Source organism: Candidatus Neomarinimicrobiota bacterium (assembly GCA_022560655.1).
GTDB lineage: Bacteria > Fidelibacterota > Marinisomatia > SCGC-AAA003-L08 > TS1B11 > JADFSS01.
In genome coordinates, this window is the sequence record JADFSS010000005.1 from 11827 (window position 1) to 36778 (window position 24952).

Sequence of the window (24952 nt, forward strand, 5' to 3'; positions counted from 1 at the left end):
ATACTGTTTACGCGGCGGCGGCGGCCCCGTCGGCAGCTATTTTGTCCTCCAGGGTTTGTAGAAAATCCTCGGCATGGGTGTAGGCGTCGGCCTGGTTGATGGTGAGCACGAGGCGCAGCTCACCACTCTTCAGGTTGACAAAACGATAAGCGTTGCCGGTTGGTTCCAGCGCGGCCTCGATGGCGCTGAGCAGTTCGGACGCATCGCTGGGCGGCGGGAAGTCCAGGTGCAGCTGCCCCCGGGGGGCCGCTCGAACAGCCTTGATGTGCAAGTGGGCGGCGCGGATGGCGAGGCGGGCCGTGCGCAAGAGGTCTTCAGCCTCGGCGGGCAGGGGCCCAAAGCGGTCGGCGAGTTCGTGGCGAAAACGGTCCAACTCCTCCAGGGTGGCCAGGCTGGCGAGTCGGCGGTACAGGTTGAGGCGCAGATGGGGTTCGGCGACGTAGCCGGCGGGTAGCCGTGCGTCGGGAAAAAGGCGCACGGTGACATCGTCGCGGGGCAGGGGCGTGGACTGCTCGCCGCCCATGTCGCGCTCGCGCACGACGTCGCGAATAATGCGGGTGTAGAGGTCGAGGCCCACGGCAGCGACGTGGCCGCTCTGCTCCAGGCCGAAGAGATTGCCGGTGCCGCGGATTTCCAGGTCGCGAAGGGCCAAGGCGTAGCCGGAGCCAAGCGCGCTGTGGCGTTCGATGGTCTTCAAGCGCTTGGTGGCCTGGCGGGAAAGACGGGGCCGCCGGGGAATGATGAGGTAGGCGTAGGCCTGGCGGTTGCCGCGCCCCACCCGGCCACGAATCTGATACAGCTGGGCCAGGCCAAAGCGGTGCGCGTTGTTGATAATGACGGTATTCACATTAGGCAGATCGATGCCCGACTCGATGATGCTGGTACAGACCAGCAGCTGGAAGCGGCGCTCGGCGAAGGCCAGCATGGTGCTTTCGAGCTGGCGGGCGGGTTGCTGTCCGTGGGCCACGGCCAGCTTGACCTGGGGCAGCGCCTCCTGGAGGTCGCGGGCCAGGCGGTGGATGTCCTTGACGTTACTATGCACGACGTAAACCTGGCCGTCTCGGCGCAGCTCCCGTTGAATCACCTCCTTGAGCAGTCCCAGGCCGTAATAGTGTACCGAAGTAGAGATGGGCATACGCTGCAGCGGTGGCGTAGCGAGGCGGGAGATATCCCGAATGCCCGCCAGCGAGAAGTGCAGGGTGCGGGGAATGGGGGTGGCGGACATGCTGAGCACGTCCACGGAGGCCTTGAGCGACTTGAGGTGCTCCTTTTGCTTGACGCCGAAGCGGTGCTCCTCGTCGACGATGAGCAAACCCAGGCGTTTGAAGAAGACCTCCTTGGACAGGAGGCGGTGGGTGCCGATGAGCAGATCCACCGACCCGGCGGCCAGGTCCTGGAGGGTTTGCCGCTGGGTCGCGGGCGGGACGAAGCGGGAGAGCATGTTGACCCGAACGGCAAAGGGCTCAAGCCGGGCCCGGAAGGAGATGAAGTGCTGGTTGGCAAGGATGGTGGTGGGGGCCATGAGGGCCACCTGATAGCCGCCGCGAATGGCTTTGAAGGCGGCGCGCAGAGCGAGTTCGGTCTTGCCGAAGCCGACATCGCCGCACAGCAGGCGGTCCATCGGGCGGGGGAGCTCCATGTCACGGACGATCTCATCCATGGCGCGGAGCTGATCGGGGGTGGGGACGTAGGGAAAGGTGGCCTCCATGTCCTGCTGCAACTCATCGTCCGGGGCGTGGACGAGGCCTTCGGCCTCCTGACGGCGGGCATAGAGCTGGGCCAACTGCTCCACCACCTCCTCGGCGGAGCGCCGGGTGCGCTGCTGAACCCGTTCCCAGCGTCGGGAATTGAGGGCGTCCAGGGGCGGCGGACCGTCGCCCTCCGGGGTATAGGGAAAGACCAGCCCGACCTTGTCGGGTGAGACGTAGACCCGGTCGCCGCCGGCGTATTCGATGGCCAGCGCCTCCTGCTGGTTGCCTGCGGCGGGCAGGGGCAGCAGGCCGAGATAACGACCGATGCCGTAGCTGACGTGGACAATGGGGTCGCCGGCTTCCAGGGTGTCGAGATGTTGTTGCAGGGTGGCCAGGGAGGGGGCGGCCTGGCGGTACGGTTGCCAGGCCGGGGCCACCGCCAGCGGTAAGACTATGGCGGGGCGGGCCAGGAGGTGGCGGCCGGCGAGCACCAGCAGTTTGAGGGCCGGGGAGGAGAAGCTGGAGGGATAGTCGCCGGCAACCAGCTCCAGGGGCACAGTGGGAAAGCGGGCGCGGGCGCGGTCAACCAGGCCCGGGTCGTCGGCCACCAGTAGAGCGCGGGCGTCGGGGGCCGCAACCCTGAGGCGCTCCCAGCGTGCGGCCACAAGGGCCGGCTCCAGAGCCGGTTTTTCGAGGGCTTCCACCTGCAGGTCACCGTCCTGTCCGGGGTGCTGTCCGTTGGAAGCGGTGAGCGTCCAGACTGCGGCGGGTCCTTCGGCTGGGCTCAGGCTCGCCGGGCCTCCCCGTGCCGGGTACGGCGGGGGTTGGGCTACGCCCAGAGGGACAGGCTCCTCAGCGGCCGCGACCCATCCCCGGGACAGGTAGTCATAGATGGGCACGGGCTCCTGCGAGGTCTCCGCACAGGAGAAAATGACGACGGCCTCCCGGCGGCGGTCGCTGGTCTGGGAATGGATGTGAAAGGTTCTGAGTTCCTCGAGCACCTCGCCGTCAAAGTCGAAGCGGACGGGGACCGGGAGATTGACGGGAAAGCAGTCGATGATGCCGCCGCGCACGGCATAGGTGCCGGGTTCGGTGACCAGGGGCACGTCCTCGTAGTCGTTCTCCCGGAGCCAGGCGCGCAGGGCGGCGAAGGTGACGGCCCCGGCCTGCACCCGGAGGGAAGCGGCCCGCAAGGCGGAGGCCGGTGGCAGGCCGCGCTCCAGGAGGTGCGGTGTGCAGAGAATAAAAGCGGGCGGTGCGGGGTCTGCCAGGCGGGCCAGGGCGGCGCGTCGAAACGGCTCCAGGGGAGCGTCAAAGCCGGGGGGCGCATCGGCTTCCGCCGGAGCGGGGAAGAGCACCAGCTCCTCGGTGGTCCACCCCAGCCCCCTGAGGGCCTCCCCGGCGCGGAGCAGCTCCTCGTCATGGCGAAAGGAGGCCAAAACGGGCCGGCCGGCGGTGGTGGACAGGTGGGCCAGCAGGAGGGGCAGAAAGGCGGGCTCGACCCCCGTCAGTCGGGCGCCGGGCGCGGCCCCCAGGCGGGTCAGGGCAGCGCCAACGGCCCCCAGCAGCCCCTCAGTCCGGTTCACGGCGATGTTTCACGTGAAACATGCCAGCGCTTGAGATGGATGGCCAGCAGGGCGATGTCAGGGGGGTTGACCCCGGCGATGCGGGAGGCCTGGCCCAGGGTTTGGGGTCGCACCGCCAACAGCTTTTCACGGGCCTCGGCCCGGAGTGCGACGATGGCGCCGAGGTCGAATTGGGGGTCCAGAGGGGTGTGCTCCAGCCGCGCCAGCGCGGCTGCGGCGGCCTGCTGGCGGGCGGCGTAGCCCTCGTACTTGAGGTCAGTCTCCGCCGTGAAGCGGTCGCTTTCGGGCAGATCCTCCAGCGCGCCGGCGGGCAAGAGCGGTGCCAGACGGTGGAGGGTGAATTCGGGCCGCTTGAGGAGGCGCGCGAGGGTGGCGCCTTGTGGGGGTATGGTGGCCCACTGGCCGTCGGTGCCAGAGTTGTCCGGGGTGATCTTGAGGGTTGCGGCCAGCTCCTTGAAGCGGGCCACATTCCGGCGGCGCGCTTCCAGACGGCGGCTGTCCTGCGGGGTGAGTAGCCCCCGTTCGGTGCCGTGGTGTGAGAGCCGCAGATCGGCGTCATCGGGGCGCAGCAGGAGTCGATACTCCGCCCGGGAGGTGAGCATGCGGTAGGGCTCGGCGCTATCCTTGGTGATGAGGTCGTCCACCATGACCCCCAGATAGGCCTCGTCGCGTCCCAGGACGAGGGCCGGGCGTTCCTGTACCTGGGCCGCGGCATTGATACCGGCCAGGAGGCCCTGGCCAGCGGCCTCCTCATAGCCGGAAGTGCCGTTCACCTGTCCCGCCAGGTAGAGGCCGGCAATGTCCTTGCTCTCCAGGGTAGCCTGGAGCTGGCGGGGCGGGATAAAATCGTATTCGATGGCGTAGCCCGGCCGGATGAAGCGGGCCTGCTCCAGACCGGGAATGTGTTTGAGGGCCTCCTGCTGCGCGTCCTCCGGGAGGCTGGTGGAAAAGCCGTTGACATAGATCTGCTGGGCGTCGTGCCACTCCGGCTCCAGGTAGATGGGGTGCTCGTTGCGGTGGGCGAAGCGCACCACCTTGTCCTCAATGCTGGGACAGTAACGGGGCCCCACGCCGGCAATCTCGCCGGTGAAGAGGGGCGAGCGCTGGAGATTGGCCCGGATGATGTCGTGCACCGCCGGCCGGGTGTGGGTCTGGTAGGAAGGCTCGTCGGGTGGCTGGAACGGTTGGGGCGTGCGGAATGAGAAGGGCACGGGCCGCTCGTCCCCGGGCAGGCGTGTGGTGCGGTCCCAGTCGATAGAATCACGGTGGAGGCGGGGGCAGGTGCCGGTTTTGAGGCGGCCGGCCGCAAACCCCAGCGCCTGGAGCGATTCGGTGATGCCCTCCGAGCGCCGCTCACCCATGCGTCCGGCGCGAAATTTCTGGTCCCCAATGTGGATCAGGCCGTTGAGGAAGGTGCCGCAGGTGAGGATGGCCGTCCTGGTGCGCAGGCGACCCGCTTCCCGGAGGAGCACCCCCCACAGGCGGCCATGCCTGACGCGCACGCCGATGACCTCGCCCTTGCGCACGGTGAGACCGGGCTGGTTAGAGACGGTGGTGAGCAGATGCCGGGCATAGGCGCGTTTGTCGATCTGGGCCCGGGGGCTCCAGACGGCGCGACCTTTGCTAGTATTGAGCATTTTGAACTGCAGCCCGGTCTGGTCCGCTGCCAGCCCCATTTCGCCGCCCAAAGCGTCGATCTCCCGCACCATGTGACCTTTGGCCAAGCCCCCAATGGCGGGATTGCACGACATGCGGCCGATGGCCTGGGGATCGAGGGTGACCAGCAGGGTAGCGCAGCCCAGGCGTGCCGCTGCCAGGGCGGCCTCCACGCCGGCATGACCGCCACCGGCCACCACCACGTCCCACACGCGATCGGTCACATTGGCGTTACTGCCCACGCCTATTTGCCCACGCAGAACTCGCTGAAGATGCGCTGGAGCACCTCTTCGTTGGGCACCTCGCCAATGATGTTGGCCAGGCTGTCCATCGCCAGGCGAATCTCGCTGCTGATAACGTCGATGGATTGGCCCGCGTCCAGTTGCTCCACCGCCGACTCGATTTGCTGCAGGGCTAGCTCGAGGCCCGCCAGCTGGCGCTCGGAGCTGACCACGGCCCCATCCTCGGCGGGGAGGTGGTCGCTCAAAACCTGGGCAAGCCGGGCCAGCAGGAGGTCCAATCCATTGTCGCGCCGGACCGAGACGGGGATGGGGCCGTCGGCCGCGGGTGGGTCGCCGTCGGTGTCGCGCTTGGAGTGGACCTGCAGCAGCGCGGGCGGCCGTTCGTCATCCAGGTCCAGCGCTGCGTCGAGCGTTGCGGCGGCCGGGTCGTCGGGATCCAGCAGCAATACAATATCAGCCGCGGCCAGCTGCTGCCGGCTGCGCTCCACGCCGGCCCGGTCCAGAACATCGCTGGTATCCTGAAGCCCGGCGGTATCCACCAGACAGACCGGGAAACCGGCAATATCGATCCAGGCCTCCAGACTATCCCGGGTGGTGCCGGGGAGGTCTGCAACGATGGCCTGCTCATGGCCTACCAGGGCGTTAAACAGGCTGGATTTGCCCGCGTTGGGTGGGCCGGCGAGGATAATGCGCACGCCGTCGCGGAGGATACGGCCATAAGGTGCGGTGGCCTGCAGGTGGCGGACTTGCTCCGCGACGGGCGCCAAGGCCTTACGAATGTCAGCATGGGTGGTGGCGTCCAGCTCATCCTCGGAAAAATCCAGCTCGTGCTCCAGTAGGGTGAGCAGCCGCAGCAGGCTTGCCCGCATGCGGTTGATTTCCCGGGAAAGTCCGCCACTCAATTTGTAGGTTGCCGCCTGCTGTCCGCGCCGGCTCAGGCTGGTAATGACCTCATTCAGGGCCTCCGCCTCGGCCAGATCCATTTTGCCGTTGAGAAAGGCGCGCATGGAGAACTCGCCCGGCTCCGCCTGGCGGGCGCCCAGCCGTACCAGGTGACGGATGACTTCCCGCGGCGTTACGTAGCCGCCGTGGATGCTGAACTCAACCACGTCTTCGCCGGTAAAGGAGGCCGGGGCCTGGAAATAGGTTATGACGCCCGAATCCAGCGCGGGCCCATTGTCGGGCGCCGTGACCGCCCCATGAAAGGCGTGCCGCGGGTTGGCTGCCAGCGGCGCCGTGCACATCTTGCCGGCCCACGCCAGGGACTTGGGTCCGCTCAGGCGCACCACGGCCAGACCGCCCCGCCCGGGGGGCGTCGCCAGGGCAACGATGGTATCGGTGCGGTAGGGGAGGGCGGCAGCCCGCGAGCGCACATTATCCGGTGCCAGTGACATGGTGATGCAATTTACGATCAACGGCGGGGTTTGATAAACAGCTAAAGGGAGCGGCGGGTTACTTGCTTTTTGCCCCCGTGGTTCCGAGCTGTCCAGCTTGCAGCTTACGCCGGATGTTGCGCTGCTGGAAGATGCCCAGAATGTTGGAAAAGGCGTAGTAGAGGTTCAGGCCGCTGGGAAAGGTGTTAAAAATGAGAAAGAAAAAGCCCGTCATCATGTACATCATGGGCTTCTGCTGGGGATTGTTCGAGACACCACTCAATTTCTGCTGGACGAACATGGTGATGCCCATGATCAGCGCGAGAATGGTGACGCCGCTGCCATAAAGGGGTAGGCTGAAGGGCAGGGTAAAGACCACATCGGGGGCGGAAAGGTCGGTGACCCAAAGGATAAAGGGCTGGCCGCGGAGCTCGATGGTGGTGCGAAAGACAATAAACAGCGCCCACAGCAGCGGCAACTGTATAAGGATGGGCAGGCAGCCCCCCAGCGGATTCACGCCCTCCGATTTCCAGAGCGCCATGGTCTCCTTGCTCAGTTTCTGCTGGTTGCCCTTATACTTTGCCTGCAGCTCCTTGAGCCTGGGCTGGACCAGTTGCATTTTTTGGGTGGAGATGGCGCTCTTCTTGGTGAGAGGATTGGTGAGCACGCGAATGGCAACGGCAAACAGGATCAGAACGACACCGTAGTTAGGCAGATAACCATGCAAGAAGACCAGACTGTAGAGCACAAAGGTGCTGATGGGCCGGATCAGGGAAAAACCGAGGTTCATGATGCGCTGGAGCCCGACATCCAGATCGCGAATAATGAAGTAGGACAGGGGCCCCAAATAGAGGGTCATGGACACGGGTCGGCGGGCATCATAGCCCAGCGCCATGCCGTGGCGGGTCACGGCCTCCTCTTTACCGTTGGTCCCAGTAACGGACTCGAAGCGCGCGCGCAATGCGCCGAACGCCCCGGGCTGTTGCGGGTCGGCAATGAAGGCGGCGGCAAAATACTTGTTGCGCAGGGCAACCCAATCCGTATTGCCCACGAAATTTTTATGAACCGGCTTTCCGCGACGGGCTTTGCCCTGGTCGGCCAATTCACCGCCCTGAAAGACGTAGGCTTTGCTGTAAATCTCGTCCTCCTTGCGCACTCTTTCCGTGCTGGCCAGACCACCGGGCCAGGCGATTTCAAAGGTGCTCGCGCTGGGGCCGATTTCGCGCTCAGGATAGAGCCACTCAATGGAAACGGGCACGGTGTAGCGATCGCTGTGAAAGGTCAGGCGCTTAATAATTTGGCTGCCGGAGGGAAAGGTATAGCGGTAAGCCACGGTGAGGGAACCCTCCTCCAGATAGGTATGCTCGGTTCGCGGCGCGGAAAGGATATCAAAGTTTTGGGTCAAGTGTATTGAGTCACCCACAAGATTAATGTAGGCCAAATGGAGATTAACGCCAGCGCCATTATCGGTGATGAGCTGCACATTGCCGGTCCCGCTGCCATGCTGATACTCCTTGAGCTCAAAGTAGGTGAGCGCGCCGCCGCCGAGGGAAGATATGGTCGCCCGGTACAGGGGTGTCTCCAGGCTGAACGAGCGCTCCGCGGTGGCAACGAGGGGAGCACTGGCGGGCGGCGTTAACGCCGGGGCGGCGACGGCTCGGCGGGAGACCGGCGGCGGGGCAGCCAGTGGCGGCAGCGAGTCAGCGGGCTGGAACAGCAAGCGCTGTTCCGGGGGCGGTTCCATCGGCTGGGGGGGCGAGAGGCGCCGCACCATAGGCCCATAGAGGAGCAGTATCAGTGCGATGAGCACAAAGGCCAGTACGGCGCGCTGCGTATCGGTCATGATCAGGCGGGGTCGAACCCGCTACGGGTACTGTAGGGATGGCAGCGTAGAATGCGCTTGCCGGCCCGATATGAGCCGGACAGCAGGCCGTATTTTCGCAGGGCATCAAGGGCGTATTGGGAACAGGTGGGCGTGTAACGGCAGGCCGGGGGGAACAGCAGGGCGAAGCTGTGCCGGTAAATAATGACCAGGGCGACGAGCAGGCTGACCAGGATGCTATTGACGGCTCGCGGGAGGGCGAGTGCCAAGGTAGCGAAGAAAGGCTTCGATTTCGTGGTAGGCGATGGCGCGCCCCGTCCTGGGCGCGGAGATGACAATATCTGCGGGTGGAAGCTGATCATAAAGCTGCCTAAAAGCTGCCCGGGTCCTGCGTTTGAAGGTGTTGCGCTTGACGTGGTTGCCGTAACTCCTGCCCACAGTGCAACCCAACCGTGGGAAGGGCGCCGGATAAACCCAGGCGGTGAGGCCCGCACGGGTGATGCGCGTTCCACGGGCGAAGACCTGCTGGAAATCCGCCTTGCGGGTGAGTCGCCTGGCGCGGGGAAAGGTGTGGTCCAAGCGGAGTCAAGCGGAGAGGACTTTGCGCCCCTTGCGGCGGCGCCGTGCCAGGAGGGCCCGGCCAGCCTTGGTGCTGAGGCGCGCACGGAACCCGTGCTTGTTCTTGCGTTTGCGGTTACTGAGGCGAATTTTGATTTTCATGGCCGTGGCTGCTTTCGATTAGCGGCCCAATTTAGGCCGTGACCTAGCCCCTGGAAAAGGGATTTTCCTGACGCGACCCAAGGGGTGAAAGGCGGGGCGGCTGCGGCGCCTAGGGGGGCCAGCGGGAGGTCACCACCGTGTGGATGCCGCCCCGCGGGGTGAAGTCGCCCACCACCTCAATCCTGCGGGGCCGGGCGGCGGCTTTGAAATCGTCCAGAATGCGGTTGGTGACGTCCTCGTAGAAGATCCCCAGGTTACGGTAGTTGAGGATGTAATATTTAAGCGACTTGAGCTCCACCACCTGCTGGTCGGGGACGTAAGTGATGGTGATGGTGGCGAAATCGGGCAGGCCCGTCCGGGGACAGACGCTGGTGTATTCCGGTATGGAGATGACGACATCGTAATCGCGGTCGGGGTGAGGGTTAGGCACGACCTCAAGTTGGTGCCATTTCTCGGTGGTCATGTGGAGCGCCTCCTTAGTGGTATGGGCCCATTACCGGCGGACCACGACCCGGCGCACAACGGCTGCGGGTCCCGCTGACAGGCGGACAAAATAGAGCCCCGAAGGCACCTGCCGGCCGCTCTGGTCGCGACCGTCCCAGGTAGCGGAGCCGGGCCCCGCCGGCTGAGAACCCTGGCTGTAGACGGTGCGCAGCTGCTGGCCGAGGAGATTAAATACCGCAATATGCACGTCCGAGGGCGCTGGCAGCGTCCAGCGGATGACGGTGTAGGGGCGGACGGAGCCCGGAAACGGGTTGGGAAAGACGTCGTCAATGGCCAAGGCGTAGGTTATAACGCTCGTGTCGCTGGGAAAGTAGTCGAGGGCTGCCAGCAGATCGGGCACGCCCCAGCCGAAGTCGTTGTTTGGGGCGAAGGCCTGGCTGGCGGTCATCATGAGGGCCTCCCGCACTTGGGCGGGCCCCCAGTTGGGGCGGGCTTCCAGCAGCAGGGCCACGCTGCCCGCCACCAGGGGCGTGGACAGAGACGTGCCGCCCTTGGCGGTATACCGGTCGGGTCCTGCCGGAGAGGCGCAGACTACCGACAGGCCCTGGGCCACCAGCTCCGGCTTGATGCGTCCGTCGGCGGTGGGGCCGTGGCTGGAAAACGACGCCAAGGCGCCGAGGGCTGAGACCGCCCCCACGGTGATAATGCTGTCGGCGTCGGCGGGGGCGATGATGAAGCCGTCCCAGCCGGGTGGATCGTTGCTGCCGCGCTGGTTGCCGGCGGCGGTGACCACCGTCATGCCCAGGCGGGTGGCCCAAAGCACGCCCAGCGTGGTGACCGCCGTGAGACCGTCCAGGTCGGCGGTGGTGTACCAGTCCAGGTAGCCCAGGGAGCTGGAGACCACATCGGCCCCCAGGGCCTCACCCCACACCAGGGCGGCGACGTAGTTGTCCTCCTCGCCCTGAAACTCCCCTGGCACGGACTCGGTCTTGGCCAACAGGTAGCTGCAGGCGTAGGCCGGGCCGATGAGCTGCCCCGGCTGGTAGCCGCCCAGAGCGGTGTAGGTCCAGGTGCCGTGATCATGCTGGCCTACCTTGCCCTCCTCCTGGTTCTCATTTTGGGTTTCCCCGTCGTCTTCCAAAAAGTCATATTCGGCCAGGATACGCTCTGGCTGGATGGACGCATGGTCTTTGTAGAAGCCGGTATCGAGCATGAGCACGATGATGCCGCGGCCGGAATAGCCCCGGTCGTGGACGGCCGGGACGTTCAGCATGGCCAGCTGGCCGGCGCTGGGGCCGTAGTCGAGCCGGGCCGGGCTGAGCGGCATGACTGGGGCCACCACCGCTTCGTCCAGCGTGGTGGGCAGGGGTGCCCGGCGCAGCCGGCGTACCGGCTCGATGCGGTCGACGAAAGCGTAGCCGGCCAGCAACAGCAGCTGCTCCGGGGTGGCACTGACGCTGGCGGCGTTCAGCCAGCGGCTGACGCGGCGGAGGGTGGCGCCGGTCTCGGCGACGCGGTCAAGAAACAGGGGCGCAACGGGTTGATCCAGACGGGCAGCCTGAGCGCTTGTGAGGGAGCCCCGCCGGGCGCGGCGATCCAGCGTGTGGGGAGCGAGGTGCGGGGTGGAGCGCGCCCTGGCCAGGGGCACCGGTTTGTGGGTGAAGAATACCCAGGCGCGCACCTGCCCGTCAGGGCGCTGGCCCAGCGTATAGGTGGCGGGATGGATGGGGGCCCGCGCTGCCGGGGCCAGCGGGGCCACCAGCAGGAGGGCCAGCAGCAGTGGGCGCCTCCACGGGGCCCAAGACGGTTGCACGGTCAACGCGGCCCTCGAGCCGGGCGCGGCCTGAGCGCGGTCATGGTAGGTCATGGCTCTAAAATACAAACCGGTTCGGCGCGGCAGGGAAATATCTTAACGGCTGTCGAATGGAGCCCGGACGCGCTTGCTCAGCGATGGCGGTGCGGCTAAATTATGCTGGCGCCGTAACGCATGGGGTGGCAGCTTGCCAGGGCCTGCCGCCCGTGTCGACCCGGGGGTGGAAAAACGCGCCGGAAACGGCCCTAAGTGTGAAGCTAGTAACATGTACCTCATTGGAAACCTCTTCGTCTCCGCCGGACAACTGATCCGGATCGTCATCGATGTCCTACAGATTATCATTTTCGTGCAGGTGGTGCTCTCCTGGCTGAACGTGAGCCTGCCCCTGAACACCGCCACCCGCATGCTCTATGCCGTCACCGAGGCCATGTACGCCCCCATCCGCAAGCGCATCCCCACCGTGTACGGGGGGCTGGACTTTACGCCCCTGGTGGCGCTGGGAGTGCTGTTTATCGCCGACCGCTGGCTGGTAGCCAGTCTCATCCGGCTGGGCTACCAGCTGGGGGGATGACCGGCCCGTCCCCGCTGTGGGTGTGGACGCCCACCTTTTCCCAAGCCAGCGCGACTCAAAAAGCGGGCCTGGCGGAACCGGCCCGGCTGATGCACTACGATCCCCATCGATCGCGGGAGGCGCTGCTGGCCTTTCGGGAGCGGGGCAACGCCGCTGGTGGCGCGCCGGTAGTTATCTTTGACCTGGCCCGCTTCCCCGACGAGACGCCGTGGGCCTATGTGCGCGATGGCATCAACCGGTCGGGCGCCCATCCGCTGCGGGGGCTGGCGGCACTGCTGCGGGAGCCGTTTGTTGATCTGACCCACCTTTATCACGTGCCAGCGGGCGAGACGGGGGTGGTGGCCGACTGCATCGGGGCCCGTTATCCCGGCGACCCTTCGGCGGAGCTCAGGCTCGCCCGGCCTCCCCGTGGCGGGTACGGCCAGGGTTGGGCTACGCCCAGAGGGGCAGGCCCGTGGGAGCGGCCCGTCTGCGGCCACCTGCACGACGCCGCCATCCTGGCTCACACCGAAGGGCTGCGGGTGACGGGCGTGCTGGTGTCGGCGGCACACCTGCCTGACTTCGCCTTTCCCTCGTCGGTTGCCCCGTAGGCGGCCCCGTGCCCAGCTACCAACACGAGCAGCACTTCAGCCTGGGGGAAGCCACCGCCGCCCTGGCGAAAGTCAAACCGCTGGTGGAGGAGCTGGCGGTCCTCAAGCAGGTTTTGGACGCGGAGGGGTTCAGTTTTACGCCGCCCGCGGAGCCCTCCGCCGCCGTGAAGGCCCAAACCAACGGCCATCAGCCGCCCCTGGAGGCCTTTGTGCGCCTCCAGCAGGTGCTCTACACCGTTATGGAGCGGGGGATTCTGGTGCGGGACCTGGGGCAAGGCCTGCTTGATTTCCCCCACATTCGCGCTACCGGCGAGGAAGTCTACCTCTGCTGGCGACTGGGGGAGGAGGAACTGGCCTTCTGGCACCCCCTGGGGGGCGGTTTTGCCGGCCGTGAACCGCTGGCGACGCTCTGAGGGCAGCGTCAAGAGAGCTTCGGACAGGAGTATACTAAGCAATACACAATGTCATAAGCATGTATAACATTTAGATTTTACTTGTCCGTGGCTGCGGGTGTGACTAACCTCGCGGTCATGCTTTCTTCCCAGCCCGCGCGCGTATTCCATACCCGGCTGAAAGATTTTCCTGTCCACGCCGAGCGTCTGCAGGACGCCTCCCTGGAGAGCAGAGCGCTGGCGGTGGTCAGTTCCCCGCGGCAGAACGGCACCATTCTGGCCTTGTCCCGCGAGGCTGAGCAGGAGGGACTGCGCCGCCAGATGCGGGTTTCCCTGGCGCGCAAAATCTCCCCCCAGACGGTGCTGGTGACCGCTAACCCGGCCCTATACCATAAGGTGCAAGCACTGCTTTACCAGCGTCTGACGCGCTACTCTCCGGCGGTGGAAGCGGCCGGCTACGGCCGCTTCTTCCTGGACATGACGGGGACGGAAGGCCTGTTCAGCTCGAGTGAGCGGGCGGGACACATGGTACGGCGGGACCTGGCCGACCAGCTGAACCTGACAGCGCGCATCGGGATCGGCCGCAACAAGCTGGTGGCGGCCATCGCCACCAGGGTTCCCACGGAGGCAGCGGTGCTGACGGTGCCACCGGGGGGCGAGCTGCACTTCCTGGCGCCACTCCATGCCAGCATACTGCCCATAGCCAGGGAGCCAGGCGTGCTCCAGCCCCTGCGCGATTTGAATCTCGCCGTGGTACGGGATGTCCAGGAGCTGGTGAGCCATACCCCACTGGGGCAGATGGTTTTCAACCCCTTTTTCAGGCAGGTCTCGGCCCAGGCCCGGGGGGTGGATACTTCGCTGGTCCTGTCCCCGCAATGGACCCACCGCAACGGACGCAACCTGCTGGAACGCTATACCCTGCCGGAGGAGACCAACGACGCAGCTCGCCTGCGCGGCGGCATCCAGTACCTGGCCGACGTGGTGGCCTACAAACTGCGGCGCCTCCAGTGCCTGGCCGAGGATGTCACGCTGACCCTGCACTACAGCGATGGTTACGAAGACCGCGCCAGCGGGCGGCTGCCGCGTCCCGACACCGCCGGCGTAACCGCGGGGTTGCTGGGGCTGTTCCGACGGGCCAACCGGCGGCGCAACCGCGTGCGGGCCATGACGGTGGCCGTCCGCCGCCTGAAGCCCTACGCCCGGCAACTGAGTCTGTTTGCTGCTGGGGAGACCCGGGACCAGCGGGTCGCACGACAGGTGGATCGCATCAGGGAAAAGTATGGTGTGGGTAGCATTCTCACGGCCGGCCAGTTGTGCCTGGAGGATTAGCGCTGTTCTGCCACCTGAACGTGCACTCGCACTACTCGCCCATGCGGGGGACGGCGTCCCTGGAAGCGCTGCTGGACAGGGCGCAGAGGCTGAAGATGAGTCACCTGGCGGTGACGGAGGTCAACGGTCTGTGGGGTTTCATCAACTTTGTGCGGCTGGCGGGGGCGGCGGGTATCCAGCCCATCTGTGGCAGCCACATTCTGGTGGGCGCAGCGGGCGCCCGGCCGCGGCAGGACCTGGTCCTGCTGGTGACCAGCCAGACGGGCTACGAGAACCTCTGCCGCCTCCTGTCCCGGCTCCACGACGACCCCACTCAGGACGTGGCGCCGAGCCTGGGCAGCTGGGGCCGCGGGCTCCTGACGCTGTGCCCTGATCCTGCTCTGCTGGAGCGGCTGGCGGCGGTGGTGCCCCCCGACGCCCTCTTCGGTGAGCTGCGCCCGGGCAGGGACACGCTGCCGCTACTGGCGGCCTGCCGACGGTTGGGTGTGGAGGCGGTGAGCACCGGCGAGGTCTATTTCCTGGCCCCTGACGACGCCGGCCTGCATCAGGTACTGCGAGCCATCGACCGCAACCAGCGGTTGTCTGACCTGCCGCCCTGGGAACTGAAACCAGAACAGCACCACTTTGCCGACGAAGACGAGTTCCGCCGACGCTACCCCCACTGTGGCGATGCCGTGGACCGGACGATGGCGCTGGCCGCCCGCTGCAAGACGCGCTGGGATTTTTCGGCCACGATTTTTCCCGGTGCGCCGGAAGGGGAAGACCCCGCGACCCAGCTGCGGCGGCAGGTCTATGCGGGGGCGAGCCAACGCTATGGCAGCCCCCTGCCGGCCAAGGTGAAGGGGCGCATCGAGAAGGAGCTGCGGCTGGTGAGCGCGAAGGGCTTTGACACCTATTTCCTCACGGTGGCCGATATCGTGGGGCAGACCCACCTCACCATCGGGCGGGGTAGCGGGGCGGCGTCGGTGATCAGCTACTGCCTGCTGATTACGCAGGTGGACCCCATCCGGCACAACCTGGCTTTCGAGCGCTTTTTGAATCCCGAGCGCAGCGACATGCCCGACCTGGATGTGGACTTCGCCTGGGATGAACGCGATGACATTCTGGACTATGTGTTCACGACCTACGGCACCGAGCGGGCCGCCATGGTGGCGAACCAGGTGACCCTGCAGCCCCGGTCGGCCGTGCGGGAAGTGGCCAAGGTCTTCGGGCTGAGCAACGAGGATATCCTAACCATGACCAAGCGTATCGGACTGGTATTTGGCCAAGCGGGCCACCCGGCGCCCCGTACTCCGGCCATCCGTCAGGACGCCAATAGCGTGGTCCCGGCCCCATCTGTGGGGGCCCCGGTGTTGGACCTGAATGCGACCTGGAAGCAGGTCATCCAGGTGGCCATGCGGCTGATCGGGGTGTTTCACTACCCCTCGGTGCATGCCGGCGGGGTGGTGGTGGTGCCTGATGAGATCCGCCGTTACGTGCCGGTGCTGAAGGCGCCCAAGGGGGTCCAGATCGTGGAGTGGGAGAAGGACCAGGTGGAGGAGAGCGGGCTGGTGAAAATCGACCTGTTGGGGAACCGCTCCCTGGCCGTGGTGCGCGACTGCCTCCGGGCGATCAATCTGTACCGGGAGCCACGGGAGCACCTGTCGTACCACCACATCCGGCCCCTGGACGACGGCAAGACCCGGGACCTCATGGAGGCGGGCCGCACCATGGGTGTGTTTTACATTGAGTCGCCGGCGACGCGGCAGCTGCTGGCCAAGGCGGGCCGGGCCGACTACGAGCACGTGGTGATCTACTCCTCCATTATCCGCCCGGCCGCCAACCGCTTCTCCAACCTGCTGGTGGCGCGCATTCGCGGCGAGCCGTGGGAACCGCTGCACCCGGACGTGGACTTTCTGAACGAGAGCTACGGCATCATGGTGTACCAGGAGCAGGTGGCGCAGGCGGGCCGGGTGCTGGCAGGGTTTTCGTGGTCGGAGGCCGATATGCTGCAGAAGATCGGCACCAAGAAATCGCTGCGTCCCCTCATCCCCCAGCTGCGCGAGAAATTCATGTCGGGCTCATTGGCGCGGGGCTACCCACAGGAGGTTGTGGCGCAGCTGTGGGAGATGGTGGAGAGCTTCCAGGGCTACAGTTTCACCAAAGCGCACTCGGCCTCCTATGCACGGCTGTCATTTGTCTGCGCCTATCTGAAGGCCCACCACCCCGCCGAGTTCATGGCTGCGGTGATCAGCAACCGCGGCGGGTACTATTCGCCCTATGCCTACATGTCGGAAGGGCGCCGCATGGGCCTGCGCGTTTTAGCGCCCCACAGCAATCGTAGCGCGCTGGCCTGGAAAGGACACGGGGGCAAAATGCGCATGGGATTCATGGAAATCCGCAGCCTGCACAGGGACAGCATTGCGGCGCTCCTCGACGAGCGCAAGCAGGGCGACTACCACAGCCTGGCCGACTTTCTGGGGCGCGTGGCGATTCCCTTCGGCGATAGCCGGGCCCTCATCCGGGCAGGCGCTTTCGACGAGCTGGAGCCGGAGCGCGCGCGCCCCGAGCTGCTCCTGCAACTGCTTGAGCACCACTACCAGGCCCACGGCCGGTTGGACAGTGACGACTTCTTTGACCGTGGCCAGCCCCACGCGTCCGACGGCCACCGCCTCAGGCCCCTGTCCCAGCGGCAACGCCTCCAGATGGAGATCGAATCCTTCGGCTACCCCTGGTCAAAACACCCCCTGGACCCCTATGGAGCGCTGCTGCGGGGGCGGGTCACGCTGGCGAAGGCCATTCCCGGTCAGGTGGGCCGCAGGGTCACGCTGGCCGGCATCTGCCTGACCACCAAAACCGTGCAGACGCGCAAGGGTGAGCCCATGGAGTTCCTGACGTTCGAGGATCAGAGCGACGTCTACGAATGCGTCCTGTTTCCCGCCCAGTATCAGCAGTTCAACGACCTGGTGAAGTGGGAGAAGCTGTTTCTCGTGCAGGGGCGGGCGGAGGCGGACTGGGGCGTCATCACGGTGACGATCGAGAAGCTCACCAGCCTCTCCCGGGCGCTGGGCGTTCCGCCCGCGGGGAGCCCCGCCGAAGTGTGGGCCGGCCAACGCAGGCAGGATTATGGCCGACATGTCTGAGGCGGGCGCACTCACCGGCATCGCCCGGCTGGCCGCAGGAGCGCCCCGGACCCTGGAGCGCGGCGACGCCGAGTACTTTCGCCTGCCCGTGCGTTCGGTGCTGAACCGGGTGAGCTCCCGCCGGGTAGGGTTCGAGTGGTCCATCAACCCCTACCGGGGCTGCACGTTTGGTTGCCGCTACTGCTACGCCCGCTACACCCACGAGTTCATGGAGCTGGCGCCGGAGGCGTTCGAGCGCCAGATCTACGTCAAGGCGGACGCCGGGCGGGTTTTGTGGCGTGACCTGTTGCGCCACCAGGTGGCCGGGAGCCATATTGCCATCGGCGCGGCCACCGACCCCTATCAGCCGGCGGAGAAGCAGTTCGGCGTGACCCGGACCATCCTGGAAACCCTGCTGCGCTACTCGCGCCTGCTGCCCGGCGGCGGTGGGCTGAGCCTGTCCATCACCACCAAGTCCAACCTTGTGCTGCAGGACCTGGCCCTGCTGCGGGCGCTGGCGAGCCGCAATGACCTGCACGTGAACGTGAGCATCACCACCCTGCACCGGCGGCTGGCGCGGGCGCTGGAGCCCCGGGCGCCGCGCCCCGACCTGCGTCTGGAGACGGTGCGCAGGCTGGCGGGGGCGGGTATCGACGTTAACGTATTCGTGGCGCCGGTCCTGCCGGGCATCACCGATGGGCCCCGGGACCTGGAGGCCCTGGTGGCGGCTGCCGCGCGGGCCGGCGCCCAGGGGTTGATGGCCCACGCCGTTTTTCTGAAGCCCAGCGCCCAGCGGGTATTTTTCCCCTTCCTGGCCCAGCGCTTCCCCCACCTGCTGCGGCGCTACCGTCGCTGGTATGGGCGCGGGGCCTATGCTCCCGAGGACTACCGCAGAGCGTTGTCGGCCACCATGGGCCGCCTGCGGGCCCGGTACGGAATCAAAGCGCCGCCGCGCGACGGGGCCGCCGGGCAGCCCGACCACGGTGCGCTGGCGGAGCAGATGGAGCTGGTGTTTAACACTGAGGAGTGAAACAATGGGGTAGGGACCAGCGTTGGTTGACCCGAGGGGGTGGCAAAGTGCTGGTGTTCGATGGTAAAGAAGAGATGTGACGGGGGAGGATCGCAGCGCTCAGGGATAATGTGAACTTGGCAGAAGAATTTCCTTTTCCTAGCTCACAATAATGTTGCTGGCTGTCATTTTCGTGCAAGCTTCTGGCCACGCTTAAGTAAATCTTCCTCCTCTTTTTCGGTAAGCTCTCGGATTCCTACGGAAGCCAGAGGGGATCGACAGAATTCTTTTTCCCACCATGAAGATGTCACGAGCTGCACGGTGACACGACAGTCGACGGCACCAGAGTTTACGAATTCAAGCAGCAAAGGGTGGTTTACCAGGATTTCGTCTACGGAGAGTTTAGAGCGATAACTCACAGTGATGGCATCGCCAGGTGGGATAGTACGAACTGGCGGAGGATCATGATCATTCTCAGCAGGCTCGGCCGGTTTGCTCGTGGATGCCGCTTCCTTTCCGGATTTTCTCAGGATCAAGACTGTCCCGTTGAAGTCACCCGATTTGAACAGACGAATCGCTGCCCAAGGGGATATTACGTAGGGAGATCGGCCCTGGTTGATGAACTGGAGACTAGCAAACAGTCTGCGTGCGGGTTGAACGACGGACGTGAGCATTTCAGTGATCTCGGCAAAGTGCTTTGGAGCAGCAATCAGCTCTTTCCTGACGTGCTGAAGCATCTTCTGGATCCGCTGGACGTCGAAATAGGCGAATGCATCGGCTGCAGGCCTGAGAAATTGGTCATAAGAGCTGTTCTTGTGGTAGAACTTATAAGTTCTGGGACCAAGGTGGATATCAAAGCCCCCAACTTTAGTGTTTGGCGAGACTATAATACTCTCAGGTTCTGAAGAGTAGTCTACTGGGTCGAAGCTTATTTCCTCCCTAACAAGGCTGCCGACAAGAATGCCATCAACAATGGGGAGTGTGAAATATTCGATGAATTCTTGCTTCTCGGACTTGCCCATGGCCGCAACCCTGCTGAGATTGGTCAACGATTCTTCGACACGCCGTAGCGCTTCATCCACCCTACCCCGAAGGAACTCTACTCGGCTTATGACACTGGCTAGCTTGGTGCCGGAAATGCGCTCATTTAGGTCCGTTAACCATGGGTTCTCCTCGCTCATTAAAACTACAGTGACAGGCAACGTGATCAATTCGGCGAGATCTACATCCACCTTGACGCCTTCCACGGTTACGATAGCGCGTCCTCTGTCAACCCAACGTTTGAAGTACTGACCAAGGACAAAGCCAATTATCCCCACGAAACTTGGAATTCCAATCATTACCCACGTATTCCACATTATTATGTCTCCCATGGTTCACAATTCTTGCCCCGACGAATATCGGCCAATAGTTATCTTGCAGGATTACCCCGCATGGCGAAGGCGGATTTCGGCTACCCTGCACTGATACCCCGCGAGTTCCGCTTGGGGAATTCTGGGGTCAAAGGCTTAGCGTTGACTGCTGTATGCTGACCCCTAGAATGGGATATCGTCGTCGTCGGGGGGCGACTCGCTGACGCCGGGGGCATCCTCAGGGGGTTTGGCGTCGCTGTCCTTGCGACCGCCCAGGGTGGTGATGGCCTGGGCACGTATCTCGGTGGTACGCTGCTCGACCTTGTTGCGGTCTTCCCAGGTGCGGGTCTGCAGGCTGCCTTCCACCGAGATCAGCTGGCCCTTCTTGATGTAGTTGGCGGCAAACTCGGCCTGTTTGCCCCACAGCACCACCCGGTGCCATTCGGTGCGCTCCTGGTCGTTGCCGTCGGCGTCACGCCACGATTCGTTGGTGGCCATGCGCAGGTTGACCACGGCGGTGCCTGACGGTGTGTAGCGCGGCTCGGGGTCGGCCCCCACGTGCCCGACGAGGATTACTTTGTTGACGCTGTTTCGCTGCATGCTGCCCCCCTTTTGGCCGGGGCGGGCGCCCTGGCCGAATTATCTGTCCCGTTGCGGAAAACAAAACGTAAGCATTTTACCCGGAGGATACAATGGCAAGTTTTACGGCGTCAAATGACGATGCGCCGCCAGGGCCCGTGGCGGAAGCGTAGATAGAACGTGGCGGCATAGATAACGATGTAAGCCGCCAGGGCCGTCCAGCCGGCATTGATGCCCCAGCCCTGGTGGATGGCGGTGAACCAGGTGACAGGCAGCAGGAAGAGCCACATGAGCATGATCTCGGCCACGGCCGGATAGACATTGTCACCCGCGCCGCGCAGGGCTCCGAAATTGACCATGCCCACGGCGTCGGCGAACTGCACCAGACCCAGAATCTGCAGGGGCAGGACACCCATGGCGACAATGGCCTCCACCGGGGTAAAGAGGCCCAGAATGAAGCGCGGGGCCGAAATAAACACCAGCCCCATGGAGCCCATCAGGATCAGGCACAGGAGGGTGGCTATCTGCACCGAGTCCTCGGCGCGCTTGAAATTCCCCTCTCCGATGCTCTTGCTCACCAGCGTTTGAGTGGCAAACAGGAATCCGGTGGCGGGCATAAAGGAAAAGGACAGAATGTTGATGACAATTTCGGTTGCTGCCAGGGCCACGGTGCTCACCCAGCCCATAAAGGTCATGAAGGCTGCAAAGCCCGCCATCACCCCGAAGTGCTGGATGCCGGCAGGCAACGAAAGCCTGAGGATCTTGCCCAGCGTGTCCGGCTGGCGCGGCCCCCGCCAGATGCCGGGATAGCGTCTTCGCAGGGCGTTCTGCCGGGTGGCCAGAGCATAGAGCGCCACGGCCACGGCGGACGAGATGGTGGTGGCCAGGCCGGCCCCGCCCACGCCCATAGCCGGCATCCCAAAGTGGCCAAAGATGAGGCCGTAGTTGAGCACCACGTTCAGGGTGTTGGCCACCACGGACACGAGGAGGTGGATGCGGGGACGGCTGATCCCGTTGTAAAAGCCGTAAAAGGCGAATCCCATCATCACCAGGCCGAGGCTGGGCCCGCGGTAAAGAATGTAGCTGAGTCCCATGGCAACCACGTCGGCATCGGGGTTTATGAGGGGTATGAGCCCCCGGGAGCCCACGACGAACAGCAGGCCGGCGATGGACCCCACAACCAGCGCAAAATAGTGCGTGCTGCGCAAGGCCTCGCCGGCCTCCCGGGGGCGGCCCTCACCCTCCCGGCGGGCAACAACCGTCTGGACCCCGGCCTGTATGGCGTTCAGGGAGTCGCTGATGGCAAAGGTGAACATGCTGGCTAGACCCACCGCCGCCACCGCCGCGGCCCCCAAGCGCCCCACCATGGCGATGTCAATGAGACTCATCAGGGTCTGGGAGAGGCTGGCTAAAATGATGGGCGCAGCCAGGTTCATCACCACGCGGGTGAGGGGTCGGCGGAGAGGGTTCAGATGGCTCGCCCGTCCACCGGAGTCATCACCTCCCGGTCCCGGCGCAGGGTATGCTTGCCACCGCCGCCGACAACGGCAACGACGATGCCTACCAGGGTGATGAGCCCGCCCAGGATGAAATTAGGCGTGAGGCTCTCGCCGATGAGCAGCCAGGCCAGCAGTATGGTGGCGGGCGGCAGGGCGGTGGTGACAATGGCCACCTGGGTGGGGCGCAGCAGGTCCACCAGCCAGAACCATACGAAGTAGGCCATGCCGGAGGTGAACACCCCCATATAGATGAGCGAGCCCCAGTCGGCCAGGGTAACGGTGCTGTAGTCGGTGAGGATGGCGGCGGGGATGCCGATGGGGAGGTAGAGCAATCCGCCGAAAGCCATGACCAGAAACGTCGCTTCGAGGGGGCCATAGCGCTCCACCAGGGGCTTGCTGATGGCCGTGTAGACTGACCAGGTCGCCACGGCCCCCAGCAGGATGACGTCGCCCTTGAGCACCTCGCTGCCGAGGTCGAACCCCTGGCCCATGAGGACAATCACCACCCCCGCTATGGCCAGCGCGATGCCGGTGAGCTTCCACACCCGCAAGCGCTCAACACCCAGGGCCAGGGTGATCAGCAGCACCCACGCCGGGGTGGTGGCGTACATCAGGGCCGCGTGGCTGGCCGGCGCGTAGCGCATGGCGATGAGGAACAGCAGCTGGTTGCCGGGGACCACCAGCAGGGCCAGAACCACAAAGCGCCAACGGTCAACCGGGAGCAGGAGTATTTTTCGTCCCTGCGCCCGGAGCAGTAAGCCCAACGCGGGCACGGCCAGGGTGAAACGCCAGAAACCGACGAAATAGGGATTGTGGGTGAGCATGAGGCGCCGGGCGAGGACGTTGGTGAGGGCGGCCAGCAAGATGAACAGCAGCATGCCGCCGGCGAGGCGCAGCAGGGGTGTTCCGGTAGCTGGTTTATGCTCGGTCATTGGGGAGCTGGCGGCAGCTGCGAGCGCCGCGACAAACGGTTAGCCCGAAATCTCCGGGGAGTCTCCGGGAGGTGTGGTAAATTGCGACCGCCGGGGCAGGAACCGGCCCGTGCGGGCGGCATAGCGCTGGTAATCCTCACCGAAAAAAGCAATCAGCCACTGCTCCTCCATCAGGGCCAGACGAATCCAGATCAGGTGCAGCGGCAGAGCTGCCAGCAACACCAGCCAGGCCTGGAAAGCGAAGGCAACAGCGGCGGTCCCGCCCCACAGCAGGGCACTGTAGATGGGGTGGCGCACCACGGCGTAGGGGCCGGTGCTGGCCAGACGCTGGTCGCGCTGGGCAGCTAGCAATACGCGCAGGCTCCAGACGATGGTTGCCAGAGTGTCAGTGGCGAAGAGCAGGGTCATGCCCCAGCGCCAGCCGGGTGAAAGCTGCAGGGTCGGTATAGGCAGGCTGCGCTGCAGGGCCAGGAAGAGGCTCCACGTCAGCAGCGACAGCGCGAAACCCGCCGTGCCAGCGCGCGGCGTCGGGCTGTCCCCCAGCGTCACGGGAGTTTACGGTTGGGCGGCTGCTTCGCGGAAATAGCGCAGAACATCCTGGTTGTGGGTGGTGACATCCACATCCTTGATGATCTTGACGACGCGCCCATCTTCATCAATGAGGAATGAGCGGCGGATGGCCATGGGGTAGATCCCCTTGGTGCCATACAGTTTGGAGACCTCTTTGCGGGCATCGCTAAGCAGGGCGAAGGGCAGTTCGTGCTTGGCGATAAAATCCCGGTGAGACTCCGGTGAGTCGTAGCTGATACCCAAAATGACGATGTTGGCCGTCTGATACTCGGCGTAGACATCGCGCAGACCGCACGCTTCCTTGGTGCAGCCGGGAGTGTCGTCCTTGGGGTAGAAGTAGACCAATACCCTCTGGCCGCGGTAATCGGACAGGGAGCGGTCCACTTCATGCTGATCGGGCAAGGTGAAGTCGGGCGCCAGGTCGCCTTCGGCCAGGGGCTCTGCGGCCAGCAGTACCCCGGCGGCAGCCAGCCACCCGGCCGCAATCAACCGCCCGATCGATATGCCGCGCTGCATAGCAAGGCGATTATACCACCACCCGCCCAGCTATTCAAGACATTTTGGGCCGGTATGTCGCTGGCGGGATAGCTGCGGACGGCACTCAGGCCAGGGCGTCCGCAATGGCCTGCACCTGCTGAGGATCCAGTGTCTTTTGCGCGGCGGCCAGGTTTTCGTCCAGCTGCTCGGGCCGGGTGGCCCCCACAATGACGGCCGCCACCTCCTCCCGGCGCAGGCACCAGCGCAGGGCCAGCTGTCCCAGGGTCATGCCGAACTGCTCCGCCAGCGGCCTGATCCGCTCCACGACCGCCAGGTTGGCCTCCGTGAGGTAGGAGATGTCAAAATTCTTGCGGCTCTGGCGGCTGCCCTCCGGGATCTGGCCCGGGCGGTATTTGCCCGTGAGCACTCCCTGTGCCAGCGGGGAGTAGACGATGTTGCCCACCCCGGCCTGCGCGCAGGCGGGGAAGAGGGTCTCTTCCGCCCCGCGGTCCAGGAGACTGTAGGGGGGCTGGCTGGAGCTGAAGGGAGTGCCCCCGCGCCCCTGCGCCGCGGCTTGGGCTGCCTCCAGCTGGGCTGCGGAGAAGTTTGAGCAGCCCAGGTAGAGCACCTTGCCCTGGCGCACCAGCTGATCCAGGGCCGCCATGGTCTCCTCAATGGGGGTGTTGGGGTCCGGCGAGTGCACCTGGTAGAGGTCGATGGCCTCTACGTCCAGGCGTCGCAGGGAGGCTTCGCAGGCGGTGATGATGTGCTTCCGGGAGAGGCCTTCCCCCATGGGGCCGGGCCACATGCGCCAGCGGCACTTGGTGGCCACCACAAGCTGCTGCCGCGGCAGTTCCTTCAGGGCCTTGCCCAGCACCACCTCCGACTGCCCATCAGCGTAAACGTCGGCCACGTCGAACAGGTTCACCCCGGCAGCAAAGGCCTGGTGGATGAGGGCAATGGCGGCCTTCTCGTCCACCCAGCCCCCGACGTTGAGCCAGCCGCCCAGGGCAATCTCCGAGACCTGCAGGCCGCTGCGGCCCAGGTGGCGGTAGTTCATGCTGGCGAGCCTAAGTACATGGGGAGGGTGGCAATTTACGGGCGGCGGCCAGCGGGCGACAATAGTTGGGCCGCCTGCAGGGCAGTGCTAAATTAACCCGTTGAAGCGGGCCGCCGGCCCCACCACTGACCACCGCATCCCATA

Annotated in this window: 21 protein-coding genes; 6 read left to right on the forward strand and 15 right to left on the reverse strand. The window is 65.0% G+C overall.

Annotation, left to right across the window (positions count from 1 at the left end):
• Positions 1–7 precede the first annotated feature (7 nt).
• The 8 genes from mfd to IH971_01630 all read right to left on the reverse strand — a co-directional run bounded on the left by mfd (position 8) and on the right by IH971_01630 (position 11401).
• Positions 8–3277 (reverse strand): transcription-repair coupling factor, encoded by a 3270-nt coding sequence (gene mfd / locus IH971_01595; protein MCH7496529.1) that lies wholly within the window; start codon positions 3275–3277, stop codon positions 8–10.
• On the reverse strand, positions 3274–5145 hold the full coding sequence (mnmG, locus tag IH971_01600; GenBank protein ID MCH7496530.1) for a tRNA uridine-5-carboxymethylaminomethyl(34) synthesis enzyme MnmG: 1872 nt from the start codon (positions 5143–5145) through the stop codon (positions 3274–3276). Before mnmG ends, mfd begins: the two co-directional genes overlap by 4 nt.
• Before the next feature lie 32 nt (positions 5146–5177).
• Positions 5178–6569 carry a tRNA uridine-5-carboxymethylaminomethyl(34) synthesis GTPase MnmE gene (gene mnmE / locus IH971_01605; GenBank protein MCH7496531.1) on the reverse strand — a complete coding sequence of 464 codons (1392 nt, stop codon included), beginning with the start codon at positions 6567–6569 and terminating at the stop codon, positions 5178–5180.
• Between the two features lie 58 nt (positions 6570–6627).
• Positions 6628–8391 (reverse strand): membrane protein insertase YidC, encoded by a 1764-nt coding sequence (gene yidC / locus IH971_01610; GenBank protein ID MCH7496532.1) that lies wholly within the window; start codon positions 8389–8391, stop codon positions 6628–6630.
• Positions 8392–8393: 2 nt separating this feature from the next.
• Entirely contained in the window at positions 8394–8732 is a 339-nt protein-coding gene (yidD, locus tag IH971_01615) for a membrane protein insertion efficiency factor YidD (protein MCH7496533.1), read from the reverse strand.
• Between the two features lie 223 nt (positions 8733–8955).
• Positions 8956–9090 carry a 50S ribosomal protein L34 gene (gene rpmH, locus IH971_01620; GenBank protein MCH7496534.1) on the reverse strand — a complete coding sequence of 45 codons (135 nt, stop codon included), beginning with the start codon at positions 9088–9090 and terminating at the stop codon, positions 8956–8958.
• Between the two features lie 109 nt (positions 9091–9199).
• Positions 9200–9553, reverse strand: a complete 354-nt coding sequence (queF, locus tag IH971_01625; protein ID MCH7496535.1) for an NADPH-dependent 7-cyano-7-deazaguanine reductase QueF — start codon at positions 9551–9553, stop codon at positions 9200–9202.
• A gap of 30 nt (positions 9554–9583) precedes the next feature.
• Entirely contained in the window at positions 9584–11401 is a 1818-nt protein-coding gene (locus tag IH971_01630) for a S8 family serine peptidase (GenBank protein MCH7496536.1), read from the reverse strand.
• 211 nt (positions 11402–11612) lie between these two features.
• Between IH971_01630 and IH971_01635 the strand changes: the two genes are divergently transcribed.
• The 6 genes from IH971_01635 (at position 11613) to IH971_01660 (ending at position 18360) form a co-directional block, all read left to right on the forward strand.
• Positions 11613–11918, forward strand: a complete 306-nt coding sequence (locus tag IH971_01635) for a YggT family protein (protein ID MCH7496537.1) — start codon at positions 11613–11615, stop codon at positions 11916–11918.
• The gene (locus tag IH971_01640) at positions 11915–12508 is read left to right on the forward strand and encodes a hypothetical protein (GenBank protein ID MCH7496538.1); all 594 of its coding nucleotides are present in this window, start codon (positions 11915–11917) and stop codon (positions 12506–12508) included. Before IH971_01635 ends, IH971_01640 begins: the two co-directional genes overlap by 4 nt.
• 8 nt (positions 12509–12516) lie before the next feature.
• Positions 12517–12921: a DUF2203 domain-containing protein gene (locus IH971_01645; protein ID MCH7496539.1), complete on the forward strand. Its 405-nt coding sequence runs from the start codon at positions 12517–12519 to the stop codon at positions 12919–12921.
• Between the two features lie 99 nt (positions 12922–13020).
• The gene (locus tag IH971_01650; protein MCH7496540.1) at positions 13021–14229 is read left to right on the forward strand and encodes a hypothetical protein; all 1209 of its coding nucleotides are present in this window, start codon (positions 13021–13023) and stop codon (positions 14227–14229) included.
• The gene (locus tag IH971_01655) at positions 14214–17351 is read left to right on the forward strand and encodes a DNA polymerase III subunit alpha (protein MCH7496541.1); all 3138 of its coding nucleotides are present in this window, start codon (positions 14214–14216) and stop codon (positions 17349–17351) included. Before IH971_01650 ends, IH971_01655 begins: the two co-directional genes overlap by 16 nt.
• Entirely contained in the window at positions 17335–18360 is a 1026-nt protein-coding gene (locus IH971_01660; protein MCH7496542.1) for a radical SAM protein, read from the forward strand. Before IH971_01655 ends, IH971_01660 begins: the two co-directional genes overlap by 17 nt.
• 164 nt (positions 18361–18524) lie before the next feature.
• On the opposite strand, the gene IH971_01665 is transcribed toward IH971_01660, so the two are convergent.
• The 7 genes from IH971_01665 to IH971_01695 all read right to left on the reverse strand — a co-directional run bounded on the left by IH971_01665 (position 18525) and on the right by IH971_01695 (position 24808).
• Entirely contained in the window at positions 18525–19712 is a 1188-nt protein-coding gene (locus IH971_01665) for a hypothetical protein (GenBank protein ID MCH7496543.1), read from the reverse strand.
• Between the two features lie 162 nt (positions 19713–19874).
• Entirely contained in the window at positions 19875–20291 is a 417-nt protein-coding gene (ssb, locus tag IH971_01670; protein MCH7496544.1) for a single-stranded DNA-binding protein, read from the reverse strand.
• Between the two features lie 110 nt (positions 20292–20401).
• Positions 20402–21709, reverse strand: a complete 1308-nt coding sequence (locus tag IH971_01675; protein MCH7496545.1) for an MATE family efflux transporter — start codon at positions 21707–21709, stop codon at positions 20402–20404.
• A 29-nt stretch (positions 21710–21738) separates the two neighbouring features.
• A complete protein-coding gene (locus IH971_01680; GenBank protein MCH7496546.1) occupies positions 21739–22701 on the reverse strand; it encodes an EamA family transporter in 963 nt (320 codons plus the stop codon).
• Positions 22702–22740: 39 nt separating this feature from the next.
• Complete coding sequence (locus IH971_01685; protein ID MCH7496547.1) at positions 22741–23250, reverse strand: isoprenylcysteine carboxylmethyltransferase family protein; 510 nt, start codon at positions 23248–23250, stop codon at positions 22741–22743.
• Between the two features lie 6 nt (positions 23251–23256).
• Positions 23257–23787 (reverse strand): peroxiredoxin, encoded by a 531-nt coding sequence (locus IH971_01690; protein ID MCH7496548.1) that lies wholly within the window; start codon positions 23785–23787, stop codon positions 23257–23259.
• A gap of 85 nt (positions 23788–23872) precedes the next feature.
• Positions 23873–24808, reverse strand: a complete 936-nt coding sequence (locus IH971_01695) for an aldo/keto reductase (protein MCH7496549.1) — start codon at positions 24806–24808, stop codon at positions 23873–23875.
• Positions 24809–24952: the final 144 nt, after the last annotated feature.